The sequence below is a fragment of the Streptomyces sp. NPDC013317 genome, from assembly GCF_055563155.1.
Window position 1 is genome coordinate 931,603 of sequence record NZ_JBVHDX010000001.1, and the last position, 26,015, is coordinate 957,617.

General features: G+C 70.9%; 20 protein-coding genes. 12 read left to right on the forward strand and 8 right to left on the reverse strand.

Annotation, left to right across the window (positions count from 1 at the left end):
* Position 1: 1 nt before the first annotated feature.
* From ACZ3IJ_RS03950 to ACZ3IJ_RS03960, 3 genes are all read right to left on the reverse strand, one after another.
* Positions 2 to 1,066 (reverse strand): ABC transporter substrate-binding protein, encoded by a 1,065-nt coding sequence (locus ACZ3IJ_RS03950; RefSeq protein ID WP_467466075.1) that lies wholly within the window; start codon positions 1,064 to 1,066, stop codon positions 2 to 4.
* Between the two features lie 283 nt (positions 1,067 to 1,349).
* The gene (locus ACZ3IJ_RS03955) at positions 1,350 to 1,511 is read right to left on the reverse strand and encodes a putative leader peptide (RefSeq protein ID WP_467466076.1); all 162 of its coding nucleotides are present in this window, start codon (positions 1,509 to 1,511) and stop codon (positions 1,350 to 1,352) included.
* Positions 1,512 to 2,106: 595 nt separating this feature from the next.
* Entirely contained in the window at positions 2,107 to 2,334 is a 228-nt protein-coding gene (locus ACZ3IJ_RS03960) for a DUF5133 domain-containing protein (RefSeq protein ID WP_391796131.1), read from the reverse strand.
* Between the two features lie 273 nt (positions 2,335 to 2,607).
* Here ACZ3IJ_RS03960 and ACZ3IJ_RS03965 point away from each other — a divergent pair, with 273 nt between their 5' ends.
* The 4 genes from ACZ3IJ_RS03965 to ACZ3IJ_RS03980 all read left to right on the forward strand — a co-directional run bounded on the left by ACZ3IJ_RS03965 (position 2,608) and on the right by ACZ3IJ_RS03980 (position 10,965).
* Positions 2,608 to 6,645: a HAMP domain-containing protein gene (locus ACZ3IJ_RS03965; protein WP_467466077.1), complete on the forward strand. Its 4,038-nt coding sequence runs from the start codon at positions 2,608 to 2,610 to the stop codon at positions 6,643 to 6,645.
* 156 nt (positions 6,646 to 6,801) lie between these two features.
* Positions 6,802 to 9,270 carry a GAF domain-containing SpoIIE family protein phosphatase gene (locus tag ACZ3IJ_RS03970; protein WP_467466079.1) on the forward strand — a complete coding sequence of 823 codons (2,469 nt, stop codon included), beginning with the start codon at positions 6,802 to 6,804 and terminating at the stop codon, positions 9,268 to 9,270.
* A 60-nt stretch (positions 9,271 to 9,330) separates the two neighbouring features.
* Positions 9,331 to 9,699: an STAS domain-containing protein gene (locus tag ACZ3IJ_RS03975; RefSeq protein WP_467466081.1), complete on the forward strand. Its 369-nt coding sequence runs from the start codon at positions 9,331 to 9,333 to the stop codon at positions 9,697 to 9,699.
* Between the two features lie 66 nt (positions 9,700 to 9,765).
* A complete protein-coding gene (locus ACZ3IJ_RS03980; protein WP_467466082.1) occupies positions 9,766 to 10,965 on the forward strand; it encodes a PP2C family protein-serine/threonine phosphatase in 1,200 nt (399 codons plus the stop codon).
* Between the two features lie 192 nt (positions 10,966 to 11,157).
* Here the strand turns inward: ACZ3IJ_RS03980 and ACZ3IJ_RS03985 are convergent, their stop codons facing one another.
* Positions 11,158 to 11,670 (reverse strand): MarR family winged helix-turn-helix transcriptional regulator, encoded by a 513-nt coding sequence (locus ACZ3IJ_RS03985; RefSeq protein ID WP_467466084.1) that lies wholly within the window; start codon positions 11,668 to 11,670, stop codon positions 11,158 to 11,160.
* A gap of 107 nt (positions 11,671 to 11,777) precedes the next feature.
* Here ACZ3IJ_RS03985 and ACZ3IJ_RS03990 point away from each other — a divergent pair, with 107 nt between their 5' ends.
* Both ACZ3IJ_RS03990 and ACZ3IJ_RS03995 read left to right on the forward strand, forming a co-directional pair.
* Complete coding sequence (locus ACZ3IJ_RS03990) at positions 11,778 to 12,983, forward strand: PP2C family protein-serine/threonine phosphatase (RefSeq protein ID WP_467466085.1); 1,206 nt, start codon at positions 11,778 to 11,780, stop codon at positions 12,981 to 12,983.
* Positions 12,984 to 13,121: 138 nt separating this feature from the next.
* Complete coding sequence (locus ACZ3IJ_RS03995) at positions 13,122 to 13,565, forward strand: ATP-binding protein (RefSeq protein WP_467466086.1); 444 nt, start codon at positions 13,122 to 13,124, stop codon at positions 13,563 to 13,565.
* Between the two features lie 11 nt (positions 13,566 to 13,576).
* On the opposite strand, the gene ACZ3IJ_RS04000 is transcribed toward ACZ3IJ_RS03995, so the two are convergent.
* Positions 13,577 to 15,379 carry a glycoside hydrolase family 15 protein gene (locus ACZ3IJ_RS04000; RefSeq protein WP_467466087.1) on the reverse strand — a complete coding sequence of 601 codons (1,803 nt, stop codon included), beginning with the start codon at positions 15,377 to 15,379 and terminating at the stop codon, positions 13,577 to 13,579.
* Between the two features lie 202 nt (positions 15,380 to 15,581).
* On the opposite strand from ACZ3IJ_RS04000, the gene ACZ3IJ_RS04005 reads away from it, so the two are divergent.
* A complete protein-coding gene (locus ACZ3IJ_RS04005; protein WP_467466089.1) occupies positions 15,582 to 17,138 on the forward strand; it encodes a M12 family metallo-peptidase in 1,557 nt (518 codons plus the stop codon).
* 85 nt (positions 17,139 to 17,223) lie between these two features.
* On the opposite strand, the gene ACZ3IJ_RS04010 is transcribed toward ACZ3IJ_RS04005, so the two are convergent.
* Complete coding sequence (locus ACZ3IJ_RS04010) at positions 17,224 to 18,732, reverse strand: DUF4246 domain-containing protein (RefSeq protein WP_467466090.1); 1,509 nt, start codon at positions 18,730 to 18,732, stop codon at positions 17,224 to 17,226.
* 165 nt (positions 18,733 to 18,897) lie between these two features.
* Between ACZ3IJ_RS04010 and ACZ3IJ_RS04015 the strand changes: the two genes are divergently transcribed.
* Entirely contained in the window at positions 18,898 to 21,294 is a 2,397-nt protein-coding gene (locus ACZ3IJ_RS04015) for a bifunctional serine/threonine-protein kinase/ABC transporter substrate-binding protein (RefSeq protein WP_467466091.1), read from the forward strand.
* 30 nt (positions 21,295 to 21,324) lie between these two features.
* On the opposite strand, the gene ACZ3IJ_RS04020 is transcribed toward ACZ3IJ_RS04015, so the two are convergent.
* Both ACZ3IJ_RS04020 and ACZ3IJ_RS04025 read right to left on the reverse strand, forming a co-directional pair.
* Positions 21,325 to 21,747, reverse strand: coding sequence for an ATP-binding protein (locus ACZ3IJ_RS04020; RefSeq protein WP_467466092.1), 423 nt, complete (start codon positions 21,745 to 21,747; stop codon positions 21,325 to 21,327).
* Between the two features lie 114 nt (positions 21,748 to 21,861).
* Entirely contained in the window at positions 21,862 to 22,668 is an 807-nt protein-coding gene (locus tag ACZ3IJ_RS04025) for a phosphatase PAP2 family protein (protein WP_467466093.1), read from the reverse strand.
* A gap of 142 nt (positions 22,669 to 22,810) precedes the next feature.
* On the opposite strand from ACZ3IJ_RS04025, the gene ACZ3IJ_RS04030 reads away from it, so the two are divergent.
* From ACZ3IJ_RS04030 to ACZ3IJ_RS04045, 4 genes are all read left to right on the forward strand, one after another.
* Positions 22,811 to 23,092, forward strand: coding sequence for a DUF3253 domain-containing protein (locus ACZ3IJ_RS04030; protein ID WP_467466094.1), 282 nt, complete (start codon positions 22,811 to 22,813; stop codon positions 23,090 to 23,092).
* A 151-nt stretch (positions 23,093 to 23,243) separates the two neighbouring features.
* Positions 23,244 to 23,618 carry a PRC-barrel domain containing protein gene (locus ACZ3IJ_RS04035; protein WP_467466095.1) on the forward strand — a complete coding sequence of 125 codons (375 nt, stop codon included), beginning with the start codon at positions 23,244 to 23,246 and terminating at the stop codon, positions 23,616 to 23,618.
* Positions 23,619 to 23,841: 223 nt separating this feature from the next.
* Complete coding sequence (locus ACZ3IJ_RS04040; RefSeq protein ID WP_467466096.1) at positions 23,842 to 24,507, forward strand: HdeD family acid-resistance protein; 666 nt, start codon at positions 23,842 to 23,844, stop codon at positions 24,505 to 24,507.
* Between the two features lie 156 nt (positions 24,508 to 24,663).
* Positions 24,664 to 25,830 (forward strand): esterase-like activity of phytase family protein, encoded by a 1,167-nt coding sequence (locus ACZ3IJ_RS04045; protein WP_467466097.1) that lies wholly within the window; start codon positions 24,664 to 24,666, stop codon positions 25,828 to 25,830.
* Positions 25,831 to 26,015 lie beyond the last annotated feature (185 nt).

Genomic DNA, 26,015 nt, shown 5'->3' on the forward strand with positions numbered 1-26,015 from the left:
ATCAGCTCTCGCTCTTCGAGGCGGAGGGAGCCGGCGAGGTACGCGCCGCGCCCGCCTCGCCCGCCCTGTTGAATTCATTGGTGTAGAGGTCGTCGACCGTGACCTGGTTTTTCGGGATGTCGCCGCGTTCGGCCAGCCAGTCGACCCACAGCTGGAGTTCCTTGCCGGTGATCCGGCCCGCCGGCTCGGCGACGCCCCAGGAACGCCAGTACTTGAGGGGTGTGGCGTCCTCGTTGCGTCCGCGCTTCTTCACGATGTCCGTCATCCGGGCGATGACCTCGGCGCGCGGAGTGGTGCGCGACCACTCGATGGCCCGTCCCACGGCGGTGACGAAGGTACGGGCAGTCCCTGGGTTCTGCTCGAGGAAGCGGTTCGTCATCACATAGGTGCCGGCACTGAACGCGCCGAGCAGGTCGAAGTCCGTGAAGAGCGGCCGGATTCCACCAGTCGCGAGGGCCTTGTCCCGCAGAATGCCGCCGAGTACGGCCACTCCGATCTGTTTCTGGCGCAGTGACTGCTCGGTGTTGACGGGAGGCACGACCAACGGCTCGACCTTGCCGATCTCCGCCTTGGACAGCCCGCCACGCTGGAGATAGATGTCGAGCATGGCCTCCGCGTGGGCTCCGAGGGTGTTCATCCCGACCTTCTGGCCGGTCAGATCGCGGGCGGAACGGATCGGGCTGTCCTCGAGGACGTAATAGCCGTTGTAGGCGTGCCGGTCGGCACCGTAATAGCTGATGACAGCCTTGATGGGGGCCTTGTTCGCGGCCAGTTTGACGACCGCGCCGTTGAACGCGCCGCCGAAGTCCGTCTGTCCGGTGGCGGCGGACTGGATGTCCTGGGGGCCGCTGATCGTGTTCCCGACCCACTCCAGCCTGACGTCCTCCAGGAAGCCGAGATCCTCGGCCAGCTCCGGCAAGGTGACCTGTCCCGCCCAGCCCTGGTACCGCAGTGTCCGGGTCCGGTCCTTGCCTGAGGTCCCCGAGCTCGTACCGCAGCTCACCGCGACCGCGGAGAGTCCGAGCAGCGTGATGAACCGTCGTCGGGTCGATGTCGTCGTGGTCATGGACAGTCCTGTTCACATTCGATGGAGCGGCGGGGTCGTGCTTCTGCCGACTTCTTCCGCGCATGGCGCGGAAACGCGCGTCGATACGGTTTCCCGTCCCGGAGCGGGCGCGTTTCAGGAAGGGGCGCGTCGGAATTCCGCACAGAGGAAGGGAGAACGCCGAAACGACGGGAAGAGAAACGAGGCCGGATGAATCCCAGCGGGGAGTCCGGTCGTCTGCTGTGGACGCGAGGAACCGCGATCCACGGTGGGGCAAGGAGCAGGAGAAGGGCCTGCCGAGGGTCTATCGACCGACGGCACAGATGGCGCTGGCTTGACGTCGGAGATCGACGTGGAGCCGCGCGGCGAAGTTCTCGAAAGTGCTCACGGCCAAGAGACTTGCAGCGAAAACCGGACGCGTCAACGTCGCGTCCGGTTGCGTCTCGCATACTGAATCGACTGACATACGCGTGAAGCACGGCGTTCACAACCGGCCCGAACGAAGCCCGGAAACAGGCCTCCGCCCGGGGCCGGCGGGGCCTCCTGGTGGCGGCCGCACCGAGTCTTCTCAGCGGCCTGGACGTCGATTTCTCGGCGGGCAACCGTGGCCTAGAGCCCGGTTCACCTCGTTCGAGAACGGCTGGGGCCGCATGACCACCAGAAGGTCACCTCCGCGTCATGCGGCGGCACGCCCGTCGAGGTCCTACGGATCGGCGCCGTGGCGAACGGTGTGCGCACGCCCGACGCCGGGTGGTTCGGACCACACCAAGGGGAGATCCTGCTGACACCGCGGCACGGCACCACGACTTCCGTGACCCCTGACGGTGATCGGACGTGAACTCAGCGAGGCGGCCACTGACCGGGCGAGCCGGCGCGGTGGGGGTGAGGACCGCCGACACGGTGTGGACGCCAGGTCGTCGCCGAGCGTCCCGTCCGCGCCGACCGCGCCGACCGGGGTCCTGGCAGGATCCTCCGCAGAACCCGCGTCAGCCCCACCGTATGACCGACATCACCAAAGCGGTCCTCACCCTGGAGCGGCGACGCTGAGAACGCTCGCCGAATCAGGCCATCAGGACCGAGTCGTCCTCCGGGCGCGCACCGGGCAGGCGGTACCGGGCGGCGATCAGCGCCGCGTCCACATCACGTGTGCCGGTGGAGACACACAGCGTGTACGCGACGTCGTCAAGGCGCTGCCGTACCTCGGCGCCGCCGTTCTCCGCGTGCAGCACCTTCAGCGTCTCGTACTGCTCGATCAGATTGCTCAGCACCGCGGGATGGGCCATCAGCACAGTGGATCTTCCCCTCGTCGGCAGGGCGCGACCGCCCGGTTCGCAGCGGCGGGTACCCCGGGGCCCGGGTTGTATGCGGGCCGTCGCATCGGCTCGTTCCAGCCGCTTGATTCCCACCGCTCTCCTTGTGACGATCACAGGGGAGTAGGGTCGTCATAATTGCCGTACGGCAACGGTCGAGGTCGGGGCCGTACGGGACGGGGTGCGGTCCTACCGTCGCCCGCGACCAGGTGTGGTCCCTGCGGGTACCCGGCGAGCGAACGAGGATGAGGCATGTCTGAGACGACGATCGAGGGCCCCTCGGCCGTGCCGCGGTCGGGACCGGCGGCGGTGGGGGAGTCCGAGCTGCGCCAGCTCCTGGACGGCCTCACCGCCGTGCGGGACGGAGACTTCGGCACCCGGCTGCCCGGCACGGCCGAAGGGCTGATGGGCGAGATCTCGACTGTGTTCAACGGGATGGTCGACCAGCTCTCCCTGTTCACCTCCGAGGTGACCCGCGTCGCCCGGGAGGTGGGTACGGAGGGGACCCTCGGCGGGCAGGCCAAGGTGCCCGGGGTCTCCGGAACCTGGGCGGACCTGACCGAGTCCGTGAACGCGATGGCCGGCAACCTGACCACTCAGGTCCGTGACATCGCTCACGTCGCCACCGCCGTGGCCAAGGGCGACCTCTCCCAGAAGATCGACGTGGACGCCCGTGGTGAGATTCTGGAGCTGAAGAACACCATCAACACGATGGTCGACCAGCTCTCCTCGTTCGCCGACGAGGTCACCCGCATGGCCCGAGACGTCGGCACGGAGGGCATTCTCGGCGGTCAGGCGGACGTGAAGGGCGTCTCCGGAACGTGGCGCGATCTCACCGACTCCGTCAACTCCATGGCCGGCAACCTCACCGCGCAGGTGCGCTCCATCGCGCACGTCGCCACCGCCGTGGCCAAGGGCGACCTCTCCCAGAAGGTCGACGTGGACGCCCGTGGTGAGATCCGGGAGCTCAAGAACACCATCAACACGATGGTCGACCAGCTCTCGGCGTTCGCCGACGAGGTGAGCCGGGTCGCCCGGGAGGTCGGCACGGAGGGAAACCTGGGCGGTCAGGCCACCGTAAGGGGCGCCTCGGGCACCTGGGAGGACCTCACGGACAACGTCAACGTGATGGCGTCCAACCTCACCGGCCAGGTGCGCTCGATCGCCCAGGTCGCCACCGCCGTGGCCCGGGGCGATCTCTCCCGCCGGATCACCGTGGAGGCGAAGGGCGAGGTCGCCGCGCTCGCCGACACCATCAACACGATGGTGGACACGCTGTCGGCGTTCGCCGACGAGGTGACGCGAGTCGCGCGCGAGGTCGGCACCGAGGGCCGCCTCGGCGGACAGGCACGAGTGCCCAACGTGGCCGGCACGTGGAAGGACCTCACCGACAACGTCAACTCGATGGCGAACAACCTGACCGGCCAGGTCCGCAACATCGCCCAGGTCACCACCGCCGTCGCCAACGGCGACCTGTCGAAGAAGATCGACGTCGACGCGCGCGGCGAGATCCTGGAGCTGAAGACCACCATCAACACCATGGTCGACCAGCTCTCCTCGTTCGCGGCCGAGGTGACCCGGGTGGCCAGGGAGGTCGGCAGCGAGGGCCGTCTCGGCGGTCAGGCCGAGGTGGAGGGCGTCTCCGGCACCTGGAAGCGACTGACCGAGAACGTCAACGAGCTCGCCGGGAACCTCACCCGCCAGGTCCGCGCCATCGCCGAGGTCGCGAGCGCGGTCGCCGAGGGCGATCTGACCCGCTCCATCAACGTCGACGCCTCGGGCGAGGTGGCCGAACTCAAGGACAACATCAACGCGATGGTGGGCTCGCTGCGCGAGACCACCCGGGCCAACCAGGAGCAGGACTGGCTCAAGTCCAGCCTCGCCCGGATCTCCGAGCTCATGCAGGGCCACCGCGACCTGGCCGTCGTCGCCGACCTCGTCATGGACGAGCTGACCCCGCTCGTCTCCGCCCAGTACGGAGCGTTCTACCTGGCGGAGGACGGCGCGGACGGGGTCGAGCTGGGGCTCGTCGGGTCCTACGGGCTCCCCGCGGAGAACGCCGGCCGTGACCGCTTCCGGCTGGGCGAGTCCCTCGTCGGCCAGGCCGCCGGCAGCCGACGGATCATCGCCGCCGAGAACGTACCCGGCGACTACGTGTACATCTCCTCGGGGCTCGGCAGCACGGCACGCGCCAGCCTGATCGTGCTGCCGATCGTGGTCGAGGACCAGGTGCTCGGCGTCATCGAGCTGGCGTCCTTCTCGCCCTTCACCTCCGTGCACCGGGACTTCCTGGGGCAGCTCATGGAGACGGTGGGCGTCAACGTCAGCACCATCGTCGCCAACGCCCGAACCGACGAGCTGCTGGACGAGTCCCAGCGGCTGGCCGACGAACTGCGGGCACGTTCCGAGCAACTGCAGGTCCAGCAGGACGAGTTGCAGCGGTCCAACGCGGAACTCGAGGAGAAGGCGGCCCTGCTCGCCTCGCAGAACCGGGACATCGAAGCCAAGAACCTCGAGATCGAGCAGGCCCGGCAGGAACTCGAGGACCGGGCCCAGCAGCTCTCCCTCGCCTCCAAGTACAAGTCCGAGTTCCTGGCCAACATGAGCCACGAACTGAGGACCCCTCTCAACAGCCTCCTGATCCTGGCCCAGCTGCTCGCCCAGAACCCGACCCGCAACCTCACGGCCAAGCAGGTCGAGTACGCGGGCATCATCCACTCGGCCGGATCCGATCTGCTCCAGCTGATCAACGACATCCTCGACCTCTCCAAGGTGGAGGCCGGGAAGATGGACCTCAACCCGGAACGGGTACAGCTGCGCCGGCTCCTCGACTACGTCGAGGCGACGTTCCGCCCGCTCACCACGCAGAAGAGCCTCGCGTTCACGGTCTCCACCGCGGCCGGCGTGCCCGTGGACCTGGTCACCGACGACTCCCGTCTGCGGCAGGTGCTGCGCAACCTGCTCTCGAACGCCGTCAAGTTCACCGAGCGCGGCGGCGTGGAGCTGTGCATCGAGCCGGCGTCGGACGACGAGCTGCCCGCGACGGTCCACCGCGGCGGCCCCGTGGTCGCCTTCCGGGTCCGGGACACCGGCATCGGAATCGAATCCCAGCACCTGGAGGCCATCTTCGGAGCCTTCCGGCAGGCGGACGGCACCACGAACCGGAAGTACGGCGGCACCGGCCTCGGCCTGTCCATCAGCCGGGAGATCGCCTACCTGCTCGGCGGAGGCCTCACCGCGGCCAGCGAGCCCGGTGTGGGCAGCACCTTCACCCTCTATCTGCCGGTCGCCCGGGCCGACTTCAAGGAACAGTCCACACACGTCCTGGTCGCCGGTCCCGACGGCGACCCGGAGCCCACGGCCTCCGGGGAAGCCGCCCCCACCGGCCGTCCCGCGCTGCCGGTCGCCCCGCAGTCCCGGCACCCGCGGCAGCAGCCCCGGCGCCTCCTCGTGATCGAGGAGCGCCCGCGCGGACTGCTCTCGCTCGTCGCCGAGAACGCCGTCGCGGAGCTGACCGCCGGCCGGGGCCGCGGCGACCGGGAGGACCTGGAGGTCATCGCGGCCGTGGGGCCGGCGGAGGCCGCGGCGGCCCTCGCCGCCCAGCCGTTCCACTGCGTGGTGATCGAGGTCGACATGGCCGACGGTGAGGCGCTGCGCTTCCTGGACGCCATGGACGGGGACGCGGCGCTGCGCACCGTCCCGGTCCTCGCCCACAACAACCGCAGGCTCACCGACGCCCACGAGCGGGCGCTTCAGGAGCTGGCGGGCCGACGACCGCTGGAGCTGATCTCCAGCCTCGACGAACTGCGCGAGCGCATCGCCCTGCACCTGTCCGCGGACCAGCCGGGCGAGGTCGTGCCCCTGGTGCGCGGCGAGCACCGGCCGCCGGTTCCCCACACCATCGACTCCACCCTGCACGGCCGTACGGTGCTCGTGGTCGACGACGACGCCCGCAACCTCTACGCCCTCAGCGGCATCCTGGAGCTGCACGGCGTCAACGTCCTGCACGCCGAGAACGGGCGGGAGGGAATCGACGCCGTCACCGCGCACCCCGACATCGACCTGGTCCTGATGGACGTCATGATGCCGGAGATGGACGGCTACACGGCCACCTCCCGGATCCGGCAGATGCCGGCCCATGCCGACCTGCCCGTCATCGCGGTCACCGCCAAGGCCATGCCGGGGGACCGAGAGAAGAGCCTGGCCTCGGGCGCCAGCGACTACGTGACCAAGCCCGTCGACGCCGACGACCTCATCGCCTGCATCCGCCGGTGGCTCCACGACGGATAGCGCCACGGTCCCCCCGCAGGTCCGCCGGTCCACCGGCCCGCCGGTACGCGCCACCGGCGCGTCCGACGAGCCCATTCCGGCGGAGCCTCCGCCCATCCGATCCGTCCCGATCCGTCCCGCGGCCCAGCGCCGCCGTACCCGAGGAGAGCCACCGTCTTGAGTGCTCCCCACCACCACGGCGAACACCCGGTCGTGGGTCCCCAGGGGGACGGCGCTCCGACGCCGACCGAGCCGGCCGGAGTCGCCACGGCGTCCGTCCCCGCGGACGCCGAGCGACACCTGTCGGACGACCGATCCGCCGTCGGCCGGCTCGCGGCGACGGTGGAACGACTCCGGGGAGAGGTGCGCGCCGCACACGCCGCTGCCGAGGGGCGCGCCCTGATCGAGGTCGCCAAGGGAGTCGTCGTCGAGCGGCTCGGGTGCGGACTGGCGCGGGCCGCGCAGCAACTCGCCGCGCTGGCCGACCAGGCCGGGATCTCACAGCTGGAGCTCGCCGCGGACATCGTCAACCAGGCTGCCCGGGACCGGGTCTCCGAGGTCGCGGAGGACTTCGTCAGACGGGCCACGGCCGAGTCGGGTAGCGACGCCGAGCCCGGCGCTTCGGTCGCCGTACGCCTGCGTACGGCCGAGAGCGCCGCGCTCAACGCGGGGGACAGCCAGGCCTTCGCCGAGTCCCTCCTGGCGCACGCCCTCCTGCCCCTGGGCGCCAGCGCCGTCGCCATCTGGACCACCGGCGCCGACTCCTCCCTCACCCTCCGCGGTCACGCGGGCTTCGGCGCGGACGAGCCCGCCCGATGGCGCTACGTACCGCCCGGGGTGTCCACCGTGGCCCGGCAGGCGCTCACCGGCCGTCGAACGGTCTGGCACTCCTCGCTCGGAGCCACCGGCATCCCCTCGATCGGCCACACCCGCCACCCCGACGGCGGTCGGGTCGCCGTACCGGCCGGCACCGGCGGCCGCATCCACGGGGTCCTGGAGATCTGCTGGCCCCGGCCGCTGGAGCCCCAGCCCCAGGCCGTGGAACGCCAGATCGAGGCCCTGGCCGAACTGTGCGCCCACACGCTGGAGACGTCCCCCGGGCAGCCGGTGGGACCGCGGTCCGGCCAGCCCGACGCGGTCTCCGAACTGATCGAGCTCGCCGACGGGCTCTACGACCCCGTCCTGGTCCTGACCCCGGACCTGGACGTCGACGGACGGCTGCGGGACTTCCGTATCCGCCACGCCAACGCCCACTTCCAGGATCCGGCCGGCCGGTCCCGGGGCGCCCTGGACGGCGCCCTGCTGCTGGAGGCGTACCCCATGGCCGCCGGCGAGAGCGAACTCTTCGAGCGGGTCGAGCGCGTCTACGCCACCGGTGAGCCGTTCCGCGCACGCCGGACGCGGCTGACCGCCCTCGTGGACCAGGTGCCGCTCTCGTCCTCCGCCGACATCAGCATCAGCCGGCACGGTGACTGCGTCCTGCTCGTCTGGCGCATCGAGGACGAGTCCGCCCGGCTCGCCAGCCTGCTGCAGCACGCCCAGCGACTCGGCCGCATCGGCGGCTTCGAGGAGGACGTCCTCACCGGAGAGATCACCTGGAGCGGACAGCTCTTCGACCTCTTCGGCCAGGACGTCGGTGAGGCGCCGGTCTCCGTACGCGACCTCACCGCCCACGCCCATCCCGACGACGCCGTCGCCATCGGCCGGTTCCTGCGGGCTGTGCTGCACCAGAGGCGGCCGAGCTCGACGGCCTTCCGCATGCTGCGCCGGGACGGAGTGACCCGCCACATCCGGGTGATCGCCGAACCCGCCCTCGATGCCGATCAGCGGCTCCTCGCCGTGCGGGGCGCCTACCAGGACATCTCCGCGCAGCACTGGACGGAGGTCGCGCTGGCCGCCACCCGGGACCGACTCGCCGTCACGGAGCAGGAAGCGGCGGAACGCAACCGCCTGACCCTTCAGCTGCAGCACGCCATCATGCCGCCGACCAAGGCTCCCCTCGCCGCCCCCGGCCTCGACGTCGCCGTGCGCTACCGGCCGGCCGAGACCGAGTCCCTGGTCGGCGGCGACTGGTACGACGCCGTCGTGCTGCCGTCGAGGAAGATCCTGCTCTGCGTGGGGGACATCGCAGGCCATGGCATAGGGGCCGCCACCGGCATGGTGGTCCTGCGCAACGCCATGCGCGGCCTCGCCGTGACCGGCGCGGGCCCCGCCCAGCTGCTGTCCTGGCTGAACAGCGTGGCGCACCACCTCACGGCGCAGGTCACGGCCACGGCCGTCTGCGGCGTCTTCGACCCGGAGACGCGCACGCTGCGCTGGGCCAGGGCAGGACACCTGCCGCCGGTACTCGTACGGGGATCGGAGGCCTCCGCCCTGCCGATGCTCAAGGGGATGCTGCTCGGCGCCGTCGCCGACGCCGCGTACGAGGAGGCGGAGATCCAGCTCGAGGCGCACGACACGGTGCTGATGTACACCGACGGTCTGGTCGAGCGGCGGGACACCTCCGTGCACGACTCCGTCACCCAGCTGCTGACCATGGCCGAGGCCCCGGCCGACACCCTCGAACGGCGGCTCGACCTCCTCCTGACGCACAGCAAGTCCGACACCGACGACGACACGTGCCTGATCGGCGTGCGGGTGGCGTGACCACACGCCCCCCCCGCACACCATGACCGACCATTCCCCCACCCGTGGAAAGCAGGGAACATGACCGAGCGAGAAGTGAACCTGGATGTCGAAGTGGAGACCGTCGACGCCGGCACCGCGGTGCTGACCGTCGGAGGCGAACTGGACCTGGACACGGCCACGCTGCTCCATCACCACCTGGCCAACCAGTTCCTGCACGGCCGGCGCCATCTCGTCCTCGACCTCTCCGCGCTGAGCTTCATGGATTCGTCCGGACTGAACGTCCTGATCAGGGCGGCGCGGGAGGCCCGGGAAGCCGGGGGAGACCTGCATCTCGCCGCGCCCGCGCCCGCTGTGCGGCGCATCCTGGAGATCACCGGTCTCACCATGACCACCCCGCTGCACGCCGACGTGGCCGAGGCCCTGGTCGCGGCCGGTCGCGCGGCATAGACGAAGGGCCTGCGGTCCCGCCCGTGGAAGGGCCCGAGCGTCGGGCACAAGGAGAAACGGAAGCACGTGGAAGAGATCACCGCCGTCGAGCAGGCACTGCGCCGGGCCGCCCCTCACCTGCTGGTGAGCGTGGTGGAGGAGAGCCTGCGGAAGCACTGCGGCGCACGGCGGGTGGAACTCAGGCTGGCCGACTACGGCCTGCGCTCGCTCCAGCTCGTCGGAGGAACGCCCGAGACGACACCGGCGGTCCTGATCCACGACAGCCCGCAGGGACGCGCCTTCGGTGCCCAGGAGCCGTACGTCATCCACGCCCCCGACTCCGTGGAGGCGCACCTCCCGGTCACCGTCAGGGGTGACCGGATGGGCGTCCTCACCGTGTCCCTGCCGGCGGCGAGCGACCTCGCGGTCCTGCTGCCCGAGCTGGGGCACGTCTGCGGGGCGCTGGGCCACGAGATCCTCGTGGCGGAGCGCGACACGGACCTGTACGTCCTGGCACGGCGGGCCACACGGCTGACGCTCGCGGCCGAGATGCAGTGGCAGCTCCTCCCGGGCCGCTCGTGCGCACGACCCGAGTTCGCCCTCGGCGCGCACCTGGAACCCGCCTACGCGATCTTCGGGGACAACTACGACTGGTCGGCCTCGGCCGACCATCTGACCCTGACGGTCACCAACGGGATGGGGGAGGGCATCGAGGCAGCGCTGCTGACGAACCTCGCCATCAACGCGCTCCGCAACGCCCGCCGGGCCGGCCTCGGCCTCGCGGACCAGGCGGCTCTGGCGGACCAGGCCGTGTACGCGCAGTACCGCGGCAGTGCCTTCGTCTCCGTACTCCTGCTGCGCTTCGATCTCGCCACGGGCGAGGTGGAGGCCCTGGACGCGGGCTCGCCGCGCCTGTGGCGCCTGCGTGACCGCTCCGTCGAGCCCGTCTCCTTCGACGCACAGCTGCCCCTGGGCATGTTCGAGGACTCCGTCTACGTCCCCCAGCGCTTCACGGTGCGTCCGGGGGACCGGCTCCTCTTCGGCAGCGACGGGGTGTACGACGCCTCCTCTCCCGAGGGGGAGAGCTACGGACACCGGGCGCTGGCCCGCGCGCTCACCGCGACGAGGCTGCTGCCGCCCACCCAGGTCCCGGGGGCGGTGCTGCGGGAACTCGCCACGTACCACGGCGGCACCCCGCTGGAGGACGACGCGCTGGTCGTCTGCCTCGACTGGCACGGGCGAGAGGGAGGACACGACTCCGTACCGACGGAGACCGCCGGCTCCTGAGCAGCCGAGCCGGCCCGCCCGGCCGCGCCCCCCGGTGTCCCGTCCGGGCGTGACCCTGTGTTCATAGTTGCCGTGCGGCAACTGTATCCTTGAGGCAACACCTGGCTCGTGCCCGGGATAGACACGTCGTACCAGAGGGTGACCAGTGGGACATGGGGCACGCGGCCGGCCGGAGCGCACGGCACGCAGACGTCAGGCCGTCCGGACGTCCTTCAGCGGCGCGCCCGGACGGGACGTGGGCGGCGCGGACACCCCGTCCAGCGCGTCCTGGAACCCGGTCAGCCCGCGCAGCAACGCCTTGCGGCTCGTCGGGGACATGGCGGAGATGACGGCCAGCAGCGCTTCCTCGCGCTGGACCCGGAGGTCCCGCAGGTACGCCTTCCCGGGGGCGGTCAGGTGCAGTTCGAGCTGCCGGCGGCTGACCGGACTGGGCAGCCGCTGCACGAATCCCAGCGCCTCCAGGCGGTCGCACATGCGGCTCACCGAAGGCGGCGCGGAGCCGAGCAGCTCACCCAGGGTGCGCAGGCTGATGCCCTCTTCGCGATCGAGGCTGTAGAGGACACGGAGCTGGGTCGCCGACACCGGTGTCGACGACACCATGTCCCGGCCACGCTCCCACAGCACCTCGAGCAGCTCGATGAGCTCACGGGCGGCCTGTGTCGTCTCCTCCGGTTCCCGTCGGGACGGGGCGGGCTTCGGGTCCATGGCTACCGACACTCCTCAGACGTCCGGGGCCGAGGACGTCGGCCGTGCGACACGCCAGTCATCTCCACATCTCTCCAGAAGGCGGTACTGATTCGGTGGATCGACGCGTGACAACGGAACGCGCTCTGCGCGGAGCGCCGCCACACCGCCTTCTGGACTCCCTCCGGGTCGAACTGGCACAGCTCGTCGCGGCACTCTCCGTCGACCTGCTGCTCGTCGATTACGGGCTGACGTCGCTGCACCCCGTCGAACCGGTGCAGGCTCCGGCCGCGGTGCAGCACGTGACCGTGGGGTCGGGGCCCGCGGGTCGTGCCTTCTCCACCCAGCAACCATATCTTTTCGGTGGTGACGGGCCCACGGCGACCATGTTCCTTCCTGTGACGGTTCGGGGCGATCGGTGTGGCGTCCTTGTGGTCGTCCTTCCCTCGGACCGGGTCACGGCGCGATCGACCGAGGATCTCGTCCATGTCGCCGAGATCCTGGGACACGCGCTGCGCGTCGCCGACCGGCACACCGATCTCTACCGCCGTACGCGACGGGCACGCCCCCTCAGCGTCCTCGCGGAGATGCAGTGGGGAGTGCTCCCCGGACGGGCGTGCTCCGGTGCGGAGTTCGACCTGAACGCCTACTGGGAGCCCTCCTACACCTCGGGCGGGCACGTCCTGGACTGGTGCGTGACGGAGGAGGAGCTGACGCTGGTCGTGGCCAACGGCACCGGTCCCGGCACCCAGTCCGCACTGGTGAGCAGCCTCGCCCTGAACGCGATCCGTAACGCCCGCCGTGCCGGACTCGACCTGGTCGGCCAGGCGAGCCTCACCGACCAGGCGCTGTACGGGCAGCACCGGGGCGAGAGGTCCCTCTCCGCCCTGCTGCTGAGCTTCGCCCGGGCCACCGGCGAGGTGCGGGTGGTCGACGCGGGCTCGCCGACCGTCTGGCGGCTGCGGGGAACCGTGACCGAGCGGATCGACCTGGACCGCCAACTGCCCCTGGGGATGTTCGAGGACACCGTCTACGCCCCCCAGCACCTGCGCGTCCTCCCCGGTGACCGGCTGGTCTTCCTGGCGTGGGACCGGAGCGAAGCCGCGCCCGACGGGAACGACGAGGCCCTGGACCTCGCGGTCGGCCGGGTGATCGACCGTACCCGGCTCGTCCCAGGCCGCGACGCGCCCCAGGCCGTCGTCCGCGCGCTGCGCGAAGCGCCCGGCACCACGCCGGACGACGTCCTCGTGGTCTGTCTGGACTGGCACGGCCGGGGCGGCGAGGGGAGCGGAGGGGACGGGGGCGCGGCGTCCCAGGTCGTACGGCAATCCTGAAGATTCCTCGCCGGGAGGGCGGTCCTGTCCGTATTCTCTGCATTCTCGGCCTGGGGATGAATGGAAAGCGCGCAACAGGGAAGGGCGAGGTACGAGAGTGAAGCACGGTGCGCAGCCGGGCGAGGGGAGGGTAAGCGGATGACGGACGCGATCGCCGAGGAGCGTGCGACCCGGAGTCCCATGCGATCCGGGAGTGTCGACTACGACGGAGCGGACGCCGCCGACGGAATGATCGGCTCCGCCCGCGACTTCACGGTCGACTTCCTCGCCGGCCCGACCGCGGCGGAGCACCCGCCGGTGCCGCGCCGGTGTGTCGACCTGGCACGGCTCGTGGTCAGCGAGATGGTGACGAACGCGGTACGCCACGCCCCCGGCCCTTGCCGGCTTCTGCTCGAACTCTTCGAGGACACCCTGGAGATCTCGGTGTTCGACCGGGCGGAGGCGTCGCCCGTCCCCCGGGGCCACGACCCCGGGCGCATCGGCCAGCACGGCGTCGAGATCATCCTCGCCGTCTGCGAGAGCGTGAGCGTGGAGCCGCTTCCCTCGGGCAAGCGCGTCAGAGCCCGCCTCCGCCTCGCCTGAGACCACTTCCGTCAGACGGCCTGGTGAATGGCCCAGGCGGCGTTGACCAGGCCGATGTGACTGAACGCCTGTGGGAAGTTGCCAAGAAGGTGGTCGCCCTCGGGGTCGACCTCCTCCGAGAGCAGTCCGACGTCGTTCGCGCACCGGGCGGCCCGTTCGAAGACCTCACGCGCGGCCCCCGTGTCCCCGGCCAGGGCAAGTGCCTGGGCGAGCCAGAACGTACAGAGCAGGAAGGTCCCCTCGTCACCCGGAAGCCCGTCGTCGGCCCCCACGTACCGGTAGACCAGACCGTTCCCGCCGACGAGCCGAGCGCGTACGGCATCGATGGTGGCCCGCATCCGCGGGGCGTCGGCGGGCATGAAGCCCACGATGGGCATCATCAGCGCCGAGGCGTCGAGAACGGCCGAGCCGAAGGCCTGGGTGTACGCCCCGGCCTCCTCGCTCCAGCCGTCCTCCTCGACCGCGGCCGCGATCTCGTCCCTGGCAGACGTCCACTCCGGTACACGATCGGACGCGTCGAGATCGTCCGCCAGGTCCAGCGCGCGGTCGACGGCGACCCAGCACATCAGCTTCGAGTAGAGGAAGTGCTGAGGGCCGCTGCGCACCTCCCAGATGCCCTGGTCCGGCTCACGCCACCGCCGGGCGGCCGAATCGGCGCAGCCGGCGAGGAACGCCTTCGTGGGCGCGTCCAGACCACGGAGGTAGTCGCGCAGGCGATGGGCGGCCGAGAGCAGCTCCCCGTACACGTCGAGCTGTCTCTGCTCCCACGCGCCGTTGCCCAGGCGGACGGGGCTGCTGTCGCGCCAGCCGGGCAGATGGGGGAGGACCCGCTCGGTCAGATCCCGCTCGCCGCGGATGCCGAACATGATCTGCATGGACGACTCCTGGCCGGGGTCGCTCGCCGCCGCGTGGGCCATCCACCGGAAGAACGCCTGCGCCTCGTCGGGACACGCGGCCACCCAGAGCGCGTCCAGTGTGAAGGAGGCGTCCCGCACCCAGGCGAACCGGTAGTCCCAGTTGCGGACGCCTCCGACAGTCTCCGGCAGGGACGTGGTCGGGGCGGCCACGATCGCTCCGGTCGGCTGGAAGGTGAGCCCCTGGAGGACACGGCCGCTGTGGTGGACGAGATCGGCCCAGGGCCCCTCGTACGACTGGTGGAGCTCCGACCACGAGCGCCAGCCCCGGACGGTGTCCTCCAGCTGCGTCAGGATGGTGTCCTGGGCGAGCAGGACGGGGCTCTTCCCTGCGGGAACCTGCTGGAGGGCGAAGGCAGCCGTCTCGCCTGCCCTCAGCGCGACCCGGCCGCGAGCGCTGCCCGACAGCTCCAGCGGGACCGGGCTGCACAGGCCCAGGGTGTCGGGCCCCCCATGGCACCAGACGCCACCGTCCGTCGGAACGAGCAACGGCTTGACCAGTCCGTACTCGGGCCGGGGGGCGAACTCGACGTCCACGTCGGCCCGGCCCTCCGTGCACTCCACCACACGGAGCAGCAGATGCGGCGCGTCCCTGCCCAGGTCGTGCCCTCGCTCGTTGAGGCCCGAAGCCAGGGCGTCGGTCACGCTGACCACACCCGGCTCCGTGCGGTACTCCGTCCGCAGGACGAGGGTGCGGTCCAGATAGCGCCGCCGCACCTCGTACGGAGCGGCGGGCGTGATCGACCAGTGGCCCGCCTCGGCGCCGAGCAGACGCGCGAAGGTCGCCCGGCTGTCGAAGTGGGGCAGGCACAACCAGTCCACGGAGCCGTCCCGCCCGACCAGCGCAGCGGTCTGGCAGTCCGAGAGGAGTGCGTAGTCCCCGATCGGACGGTCGCTCATCCAGCCCACCTACTCGCAGCCCCTCTCCCATCCTCGCTCGTTCTCCCGGACCGGGCAGCCGGGAACAGGGCCCCGGTCCCGGCTCGCCCGGTATTCGGGTGAACCTCGACCCGGTCGGCCGTGCGGGACGGACGGGCGGGAGTGGAGGGCTCCCCGGCACGGAAGGCATGGCGGAAACCCCCACTGAGAGGCTCACGCCCCCATGTCTCGACGCTTCCTGGTCGCCGCCTGCGCGGCGGCCACCGCCTTCGCCGCCACCCTGCCCCTGGCCCTGACCGCACCCGCCTCCGCCGCGCCGGGTGGGGGAGGGAGCGAGCACGAGCCGTGGGTGGTGCGTGCCGCCGCGCAGCGCGCGGACGCCAAGGCGTTCAGTTCCCTGTGCGGCAAGCAGAAGGACGGCGTACCCGAGCGCCGCACCTTCCCGCTGTTCGGGAAGGAGAAGGGCTTCACCGCCGTGGCCGACTTCACCCGTCGGCAGGCGAACGGCACGGTGTACTGGAGCGGCCATGATCCGAAGAACCCGGAGAGATCGATCGCCGTCTCCGTCATCGGGGCCTGCAGGAAGGGACCGGTCACCCTCTCCGGCGTCATCACGGAGAACTTCCGGCAGTACGAGTACGAGCCGCTGGCCAAGCGCCCCGGCTGGTACGAGCTGAAGCAGATCGACTCCCTGGCGCTGCCGCCCAGCGGGCGGGGCGTCGACACGGTCAGCGTCCCCGGGAAGAAGCCGCACCACCCGTCGCACCCCCACCACCCGCCGAAGCCGGGTCTGCGCGCGGCCACCCTCAACGACCCGGCCGCCATCGACATCGTCGTCGGCTACACCCCGGCCACCGTCGCCACCGTGGGCACTGTCCAGGCGGTCCTCTCCAGCATCACCTACGGCGTGAACCAGCTGAACAAGGCGCTCGCCTTCAGCAACGTGCCGGCCAGCGTCCACGTCGTGAACACGTACCTGACCGCGGACCCCAACGTCCCCCGCGAGAACGTGAACACGCTGCTGTCCATGATCAGCAACCCGGCGAACCCCGTTCTCGGCGCCCCGGCCGCCGCTCAGCGCCAGACCTACGGCGCCGACCTGGTGGCGCTGATCGCCGCCGTCCCGTACGAGGACAGCTCCGGTGCGGCGAGCCTGCCCGACCCGGCGACCTCCGCGGCGACCGACACCGCCGCCTTCTCGGTCACCAGCCTCGGCTCCGTGACGGCCTGGGAGAACCTCGGGCACGAGATCGGCCACAACTTCGGCCTGAAGCACGACCGCGCGACGATCGCGCGGCAGGGTGGAACCACCCCCGCCGGCACGTTCAACTACGGCTGGGTCACCCCCAACGGGCAGCACCGCACGCTCATGGCCTACTCCCAGTCCTGCCCCCAGGCGTGCACGGTGGTCAACGCGTACTCCAACACCGAGCGGACCTGGAACAGTCAGGCCCTGGGCGACGCCAACAACAACAACGCCGCCGCCGCGCGCGGCAACGTCGACGCCGTGGCCGCCTACCGTGCCTCCACGGTGACCAACCGTGTCTCCCTCACCGTGATGCATGACCCCGAGGGCGCCGGCATCGTAAGGGTCAGCCAGTTCGGTCCGTACGCCCCCGGTACGCAGGTCACCGTGACCGCGGTCCCCAACCCCGGCTTCCAGTTCGACGCCTGGGCGGTCGACGGCATCGAGCAGGAGGGGAACAACCCGAGCTACCAGCTCACCATGAACGCCAACCGGACCATCAACGCGCTGTTCACCCCGATCGCGCAGCCGTAGCGACTGCGGGGCGGAGGGAGCGCACAGCTCCGCACGCGAAGGCATCCCTCCCGGCCATGAGAGGGATGCCTTCCGTGATCCGGGTTCAGTGCTCGCAGAGGGAGAACTCCCGCTCGTAGAGCTGCTCGTTGTGCTCGTCGACGAAGAACTTGCGTTCCCGCATGAGCTGTTCGCGGTAGGCCTTCGCCTGTTCGAGCGTCATGGTCGACGTGTCGGACCAGGGCTGCTGCGGCGGCACGTCGGAGGTGGAGACGATCCTCTCCGACGGGTCGACGAGGAAGAACGCGAGAATCTTGCGATGCCCCGGGCGGGTCGGGTCGGTGAGGCGGAACGAGTCGACGCGGTGCTGCAGGACGTTCGGGAACGCCAGGCAGCGGCCCGCCGGGGTCGACGCCGATCCCAGCACCTGGTTCAGCGCGTCCTCGTCCTCCAGGCCGTACACCTCACGCAGACCGTTGTCGTCGTTCTGCTCGTAGTCCGGGTCGTCCAGTGCCGCCCGGAAGCTCAGCCGGCTCTCGGTGATGTTCTCGCTGTCCCAGTAGTAGATGCCGGTCGAGACGATCCGCTCGTTCATCATCCCCTCGACATGCCAGGAACCGCCGGCGTACTCGGGCTTGTCCGGGGTGAGATGGATCGTGGCGAGCTTGACGATGACCTGCAGGCCGCGTCCGCGCAGGCCGACTCGCGCGGACGCGTCGGGCACCTCCGGCGCGGTGAAGGCCGGGGCGTCCGGAACGACCGGGCGGCGGTTCTCCCACCATTCGTCCTGAGCCACCTCCCATGCGCGGCGGGCCTCCGCGTACGCCTCGTCGTCACCGTAGGAGGACCTGATCGGATACTCCGGCTCCGAGTCGTACCACCCGTAGGGATCGGCCTCGATCCGCAGAGGACGCGGATGGCGCAGATCGGTGAGCACGTTCTCGAACAGGGGGAGCAGGCGCGCGAACAGGTCCGGCAGGACCGAGGCCAGTTCCCGGTGATCCTCGGGGTGGACGTTGTTGACGTACGAACGGAAGGTCACATCGCCGTCGTCACCGACCTCGACATCCGTGGGCAGCCACTGGAACTGCTCCGAGAACTCGTGCTTCGAGTACCGGTCCGTCGGATTCTGCCAAGCCCGCTCGGGGCCGCCGCTCGCCTCTCGCACCAGGCAGAACAGCGAAGGATGCACCAGATCCAGTACCTGGCCGTCCGATCCGGGGTGCCAGTCCTGTTCCTCTCCCGGGACCTGTTCCAGAACCTCGACCGCCTCGCGCAGCCGGGTCCTGAGCTTCTCGTCGACCAGCGTGTCCGACTGCCACACCCCGTCGACGGCGGACACCTCGACACCGGTGCGTCCGTCCCGCAGCGCGGCGTAGTGCACGAGTTCGTCGAGCACATGGCGCACCTGCGCCTCGGTGAGGCCCTGGGCCACGGCCTCCTGGGTCCACCGGGCGACGATGTCGGCGTCGTTCATCTTGTCGAACCACCCCGCCTTCGCCCGAATGTGCGCGCTGCACTCCATCATCTGAAGCTCGCGCAGCGTCCGGGGTTTCGCGAACGCTATGGAGCGCGAAGCTTGAAAGGGCAGCGGGAAAGCGGACAGGCCAGTCAATTCTCTCGGTCCTCCGAGTCGGTGTGCGGTGGCCGGAAGGATACGTGAGTGGACTGACACCACAGCCGCGGCCGATGCCGGACCCTTCGCGACCCCGGTTCCGTCCGCGTGATCAAGCCCGCTCTTCCGCCACCTGATCGGCTCGGCAGGACCTAGAGTGTGCGCGTGACCGAGCAGAATCCCGAACTCATCGCCGGCCGGTACCAATTGGTCGAGCGCATCGGCCAGGGCGGTATGGGCCGGGTCTGGCGTGGCCTGGACCAGCAGCTCTTCGGGCGCGAGGTCGCCGTCAAGGAGATCCTCTTCCCTCCGGGCATGGAGGACGGCGCCCGCGCCGCGCTGCTTCGGCGGTTCACCGGTGAGGCCCGCGCGGCGGTCACTCTGAGCCACCCCGGTGTCATCACCATCCATGACGTGGTCGAGCACAACGGCGCCCCCGTCATCGTCATGGAGTTGATCCGCGGGCAGTCCCTGGCCGCCGCCATCGGCGAGCGGGGGCGCCTCCCCGTGCGGCGGGTGGCCGAGATCGGCGCCGTCATGCTCGACGCCCTGGCCGAGGCGCACGAGGCGAGGATCGTCCACCGCGACATCAAGCCGGACAACGTGCTGCTGGCCAAGGACCGCGTCGTCCTGACCGACTTCGGCATCGCCCACCTCGCGGACGCCACGACCAGGCTGAGCCACAGCGGGATCGTCATCGGCACACCGCACTACATGCCGCCGGAGCAGCTGGAGGGCAAGCGTCCGACACCGGCCAACGACCTGTGGGCGCTCGGCGCCACCCTCTACCACGCGGTCGAGGGGCGCCCGCCGTTCGACGCGGAAGGGCTGCACGCCCTCGCCGTGGCCGTCTTCACGAGCCCGCACCGGCCTCCGGTCCACGCCGGTCCGCTGGCCCCGGTGCTGGACGCGCTCCTGACCAAGGACCCGGCGCAGCGCCTGAGCGCCGCGGAAGCGGCCGAGATGCTCGCGTCGGTGCTGCGGTCCGCCGAACTCGCCGCCGACGCGCCCGCACCGACCCCCGAGCCCCCGCCCACCCCCGCGCCGGCACCCGCACCGGACGAGCCGTCGGACGCGGTCGTGGAGCACCATTCGGCTCCGACGATGCCGCAGCAGGCACCGTCGCCGACGCCCTCGATGCCCACCCCCACGGTCCTCGACTCCGAGGCCACCACCGGGGCTTTGCGCGACGACGTACCGGACCGACCGACGGCCCCGCCCGTGCCGGTACCCCCGCCGGAGGACGCGGTCACACTCGGCGCGACCGACGGGCGGCAACACGGTGAGCGCGTCGCCTCCGCCCGGCGACCTGGCCTCACCCGGCGCTCCGCGGTCCTGGCCACGGCGCTGGCCGTGCTCGCCACCGGGTCCGTCCTGACCTGGGCGCTCGGCCGGGACGACGACGAGCCCAGCGGCGGAGCCGCCGGCAGCGGGGCGAAAGGCCCCTCCGTCACCGTGGTGATCGGGGTGGACGCGCCACTGAGCGGCGGACTGTCCTCGATGGGTGTCGGAATCAAGAACTCCGCCGACCTGGCGGTGAGAACCGCCAACGAGTCCAGGCACGTCCCCGGTGTGACGTTCGAGACCAAGACCCTGGACGACGCGGCCGACCCGGCCAAGGGCGCGCTCAACGCCGCCCGGTTCGTGTCCGACGAGAAGCTGCTGGGGGTGGTCGGCCCGCTCAACTCCGCCGTCGCCCGGACCCTGGTGCCGCCGCTCGCGCGGGCGGACGTGGTCAACGTGTCACCGGGCAACACCGACCCCGTCCTGACCCTCGGCCCCGACTGGGCCACCGGCACCAGGGCCCGTCCCCACTCCACGTACTTCCGCACCATCGCCACGGACGTCGACCAAGGGCCCTTCGCCGCCCGGTACCTGCACGAGGCGAAGAAGACCAAGCTGTACGTGATCGACGACGCGAGCGCCCATGGCACGGCCCTCACGTCCGGTCTCACCGCCGAGTTCACCAGACTCGGCGGGACCGTCGTCGGCACCGAACAGGTCGACCCCGCGGAACGCGCCTTCGGGGGCCTCTCCGTCAGAGTGCGGTCCTCGGGCGCCGACGCCGTCTACTTCGGCGGCTACTACGACACCGCGGCCCCGCTCTCCCAACAGCTCGAGCAGGCCGGGGTGGACATCCCCCTGATGGGCGGCGACGGCATCTTCGACCAGCAGTACCTCACGTCGAACCCGCAGGCCGAGGGGGACCTCGCGACCAACATCGGCCTGCCCGCCGAGGAGTCGCGGGCAGGCCAGGACTTCCTCACCCGATACGAGAAGGCGGACTACCCGGAGCCGGCCGGCTGGTACGGCCCCTATGCCTACGACGCGACCTGGACCCTCATCGAGGCGGTGAAGGACGTCGTGACGGCCAACGGCGGCACCCTCCCCGACAACGCCAGGGCCAGGCTCCCGCGGGCCGTCGCCGGGGTCGGTTTCGACGGCGTCACCGGCCGCGTCGCGTTCGACGGGCAGGGCGACACGGTCAACCGAGGGCTGACGGTGTACACGGTGAAGGGCGGTGGCTGGCAGCCCGTGAAGAGTGGCACCGCCACCCCCTGAACGCGGGGGAGGGGCGCCGCGCTTCGACGCCTACGCCCGGCCGGCCGCCGACGGCGGTTGGAAGCAGGCGGTGACGTCCTTGCCGTGAGGACAGGGACGGGCCTGCCACTCGTCGGCGAGGGCGTCGATCAGGAACATCCCCCGCCCACCGAGGGCCGCTTCGTTCGCCTCACGCTGGTGCGGCAGCTCGGGGGAGGAGTCGTGCACCGTCACGTGCAGGCACTTCTCGTCCCAGGTCAGGATGAGCTGGGCATCGCTGCGGGCGTGCACATGGGCGTTGGTGACCAGTTCGGACACGGCCAGCACGACCGAGTCCACCAGATCCGGCGCCGTACGTGTCCAGCCGAGGGCCACCAGATGCTCGTGCGTCCAGTCCCTCGCGGTCTTCACGCCCTTGCTGATCGGCAGGGAACGGGCCCACCCGACCGCTCTCAATGACGGGTCCTGTGCCATCGTCCGTCCCTCCTCGGCTGACGTCCACGTTCGTCCCGCCTTCCCTCCGCGGGGGGACCCAACCGCCCGCCCACGACGCGGGGACGCAATCGCCCGCCCGCGACGCCACCTGTCTCAACGGGAGCCTGGCCGGTCGACCGGCTCCGGGGTGTCCGTCGCGACCTCGGGCTCAAGGCCCTCGGCGGGTGTCGTACGGGAGCGGCCGACGTCGCCGCGCCACGCCTCGAAGGCGAGCGTGGTCGCGGTCACCACCGCGAGCCCCAGGAACCAGCCCCCGACCACGTCACTCACCCAGTGCACCCCCAGCGCGACCCGTGTGTACCCCACACCGAGCACCGCGACGGCCGCCAGGACCCACGGAACCGGCCGCCAGACCCGGGGGACCAGGGGGAGCAGGACCAGCAGCAGTACGGCACAGGAGGTGGTGGCCGTCATGGCGTGCCCGGAGGGGAAGGAGAAGCCCGACGCGTGGGCGACAGGATCCGGCAGGTGCGGCCGGGCCCGCTCGACCACGTGTTTGACCAGCAGTCCCGCCAGCCCGCCTGCCGTCGCGGTGACGGCCGCCCAGGCGGCGAGCCGGTAGGCCCGCCGCCGGAGGAGCCACACCACCACGCCGGCCACCAGGAGCCGCATGGTCAGCGGCCCCCAGGCGACGTGCGTGAGAAGTTCGAGCACGCGTACCCAGGCCGGACTGGCGAGCGCGGAACGGTGCAGCCGATCGGCCACCTCCTGGTCGAGACGGAGCAGCGGGGCCCAGCGCGACTCCAGCAGGACGAGCGCCAGGGAGAACGGGACGGCCGCCAGGGCGGTGAGAGCCGCGCCCACCACCAAGCGCACGCCGAACCGGGCGTCGGGCCCACCGCGGCCGGTCACGAGCCGTCCGAGACGACGCTGCCAGGTACTGCTGGAACGCTCAGCCATGGTCGGTACGGGTGTCCTTTCCGTGGTTCGCGCCGGGTGGACGTCGAGCAAACGCGATGGACGGCGTATTACCTGCCACGGGCGCCTCATGCGTCCGCCGGACCGCCCCGGCCCCCCGTCCCACCGGTGCGACACTGGGAGGGTGACGGACAGCGAACAGCAGAGGGACCGGCGCCTGGAACGCGCCGTCCTCGAGCTGCTGGAGCGTCGGGCCCCCACCGCGACGATCTGCCCCTCTGATGCCGCTCGCGCGGTGTACGAAGGGGACGACGACGGCTGGCGCGCACTCATGGAACCGGCCCGCCACGCGGCCGAGCGGCTGGTCGAGGCCGGCGAGGTGGAGATCACGCAGGGCGGGCGCCCCGTCGATCCGAGTGAAGCCCGCGGCCCGATCCGTATCCGCCGGGCCGACTCCGGGACCTGATCGCCGCGCCCGCACGGCTCGCGTGTGTGGGTCTGCGATCGAGGGGCAGGCGGTCCCCCTGAGGTTGCGGCGGAACGCGATCTGTTCCTGCCGAACCCATGGTGAGCATGTGTCTCGACGAAGCGTCCCAGAGAGCGGAGTGGTGATCGGTATGGCGGAGAACGTGTGGAGCTACGGTCAGGCGTTCAGCCACCTGGTGGGTACGGACCTGACCGGCTGGCGGGTCGAGGCCACCGACGGGCACATCGGCAAGGTCGACAAGCACTCCCACGACGTCGACGACGCGTACCTGGTCGTCGACACCGGCGTGTGGATCTTCGGCAAGGAAGTGCTGCTTCCCGCGAGCACGGTGGCCCGGTTCGACCTGGAGAACAACACCGTGCACCTCGGCCTGACCAAGGACCAGGTCAGGAACGCACCGGAGTTCCACACCGACAAGCATCTCGCGGACCCGCAGTACCGGGAGGAGATCGCCGTCTACTACCGGACGGGCGGGTGGTTCGGGGGCGGACAGGGCCCCGTCTGACAGTCGAGCGGACACGACGGGCCGGTTCCCGCACCTGGGTGCGGGAACCGGCCCGCGCCGTCACCGCCCGCGCCGTCACCGCCCGCGCCCGATTCGCCGTCGCTCGTGGGGGCTTCACCGGTGGCACGTGAGGCCGACGGAGCCCCCCGGGCGCATGCTTGTAGGCAGAGACACCGCGGCCGGGAGGACGCACCGCTCGATCACGTGCGGACGAGGAGGAGCCATGACCACGCCTCAAGGCCCGACACCGACCACCGAGCCCGGACCGGCCACCGTCGGGACGGCCCAGGCCGACCCCGCCGACCAGCTGGCGCGCCTCGGCCGTTCGTGGACCTGGATCCTGGGCGCGGCGATCGTCACGCTCGTACCGGGCGTCATCGCGCTGGTCTGGCCGGACGTCACCCTGCACGTCCTGGCCGTGCTCATCGGGCTGTACCTGCTGGTCATCGGCGGCTTCCGGTTCGTCAGCGTGTTCGCCCAGAAGGAGCAGGGCGAACGGCTCCCGGGGCTGCTCATCGCCGTGCTGTTCGTCCTGGGCGGGGTGCTGTGCCTGCGCAATCCGCTGCAGACGATCGCCGCACTCTCCCTGATCGTCGGCGGCGTCTGGCTGGTGTCCGGCATTCTCACCCTCTACACGGCCGTCGCCAGCACGTACATGCCGCACCGCGGGGTCGTCATGGGCGTCGCGGCCCTCGGCATCGCCGCCGGCATCGTGGTCCTCGCCCTGCCCACGGAGTCCGCCCAGGTCCTGACCCGGCTCCTCGGCCTGTGGCTGGTCCTGCTCGGCCTGGCCGAGGCGGCCGTGGCCCTGGCCTGGCGTTCGGCACTCCGCAGGGCGGGCATGACGGGCCAGAACGCCTCCGGGGCGACGGCCGACCCGACGGCCTGACCGGTCTCTCACCGGGAGTGCGCCCCCGGCGCACGACCCGGCGGGAGAGTGGCCGGGACCTTGAGCGGGGGATGACCCTGCGGTCCCCGGCGACTCCACAGCAGTACCCGGTTGGGTGACTGCGGCGCGCAGGCGGCTCAGGCCAAGATCATCGGCATGAGATCCTCCTTGACGCGCCGTGTGTTCGCGACGGCCCTGGTGCTCGCCTCTTCGCTGTCTCCCGTAACGGCCTCGGCGGCTCAACCCGACTCCGAAGAACGGAATTCGGAACACGCCGCGCCCGCTCGCCTGCTCGGCGAAAAGATCGTTCCGCACAAGCTCGACTTCCGGGACACCACGGTCGGCGGTTTCTCCGGCATCGACCGCAACCGGTGCACCGGCGAGTACGTGTTCATCAGCGACGACCGCTCGAACCTCCAGCCCGCCCGCTTCTACACGGCCAAGCTGGACGTGGACGCCGATGGTGTCCACTCGGTCGACTTCACCGGTACCCACCCCTTCCTCCAGCCGGACGGATCGGTGTATCCGTCGCCGGCCCTCGCGGACGGCAGGGCCGTCGATCCGGAGGAGATCCGGGTCGATCCGCGCAGCTGCACCTACTGGTGGGCGCAGGAGGGCGACCGCCCCACGGCGGCCGGGGCACCGGTCATCCAGCCGTCCATCCAGTTCGCCGCCCGCACCGGCGCATACCTCGGCCGGCTGCCGCTGCCGCCCAACTACGAGGTCACCACGGAAGAGCGCGGGCCGCGCCGGAACCAGGCGATCGAGGCGATCACCTTCGGGTCCGACGGCAGGGTGGTGACCAGCGCGATCGAGGGTCCGCTGCTCCAGGACGGGCCGGTGCCGGACCTGCAGCACGGAGCGCTGGTCAGAGTCACGAAGCAGACGCGGAACGGCCGGGTACTCGGACAGTTCGCGTACCCGATCGAGAAGATCTTCGCCGAGTCCGACCCGAGCAGTCCCTGGGGTCCGGACACCGGTGTCCCGTCCCTCCTCGCCTTCCCCGACGACCCCGACCGCTACCTCGTCCTGGAACGTACCTGGGTCGCCGGCTCGGGGTACAAGATCCGCCTCTACGACGCCACCACGCGCGGGGCGACCGACGTGCGGGCGATGGACTCCCTGGCGGGTCAGTCCGTCGTGCCGATGCGCAAGAGGCTCGTCGCCGACTTCGACACTCTGGGCCTGTCCACGGTCGACAACACCGAAGGCATGACGTGGGGTCCGCGCCTCGCGTCCGGCGAACGGTCGCTGATCCTGGTCAGCGACGACAACTTCGTCGCTGACGCGGTCACCCAGATCGTCGCGATCGCCGTTCGCTGAGACCGGGGGACATACGGCGCCCCGGCCGACCACGTCGGCCGGGGCGCGTCGCCGACGGTGGCGCGCCCGCCGGAGCACCGTGTCTATGGCCGATCGGACAACGTCGTCCGTCGAGCACAGGCGGCCGATCCGTTGGCCCGGTCGTCGTCGCCCTACAGGATCCCAGCAGCGCCCGGGTGCCCCGG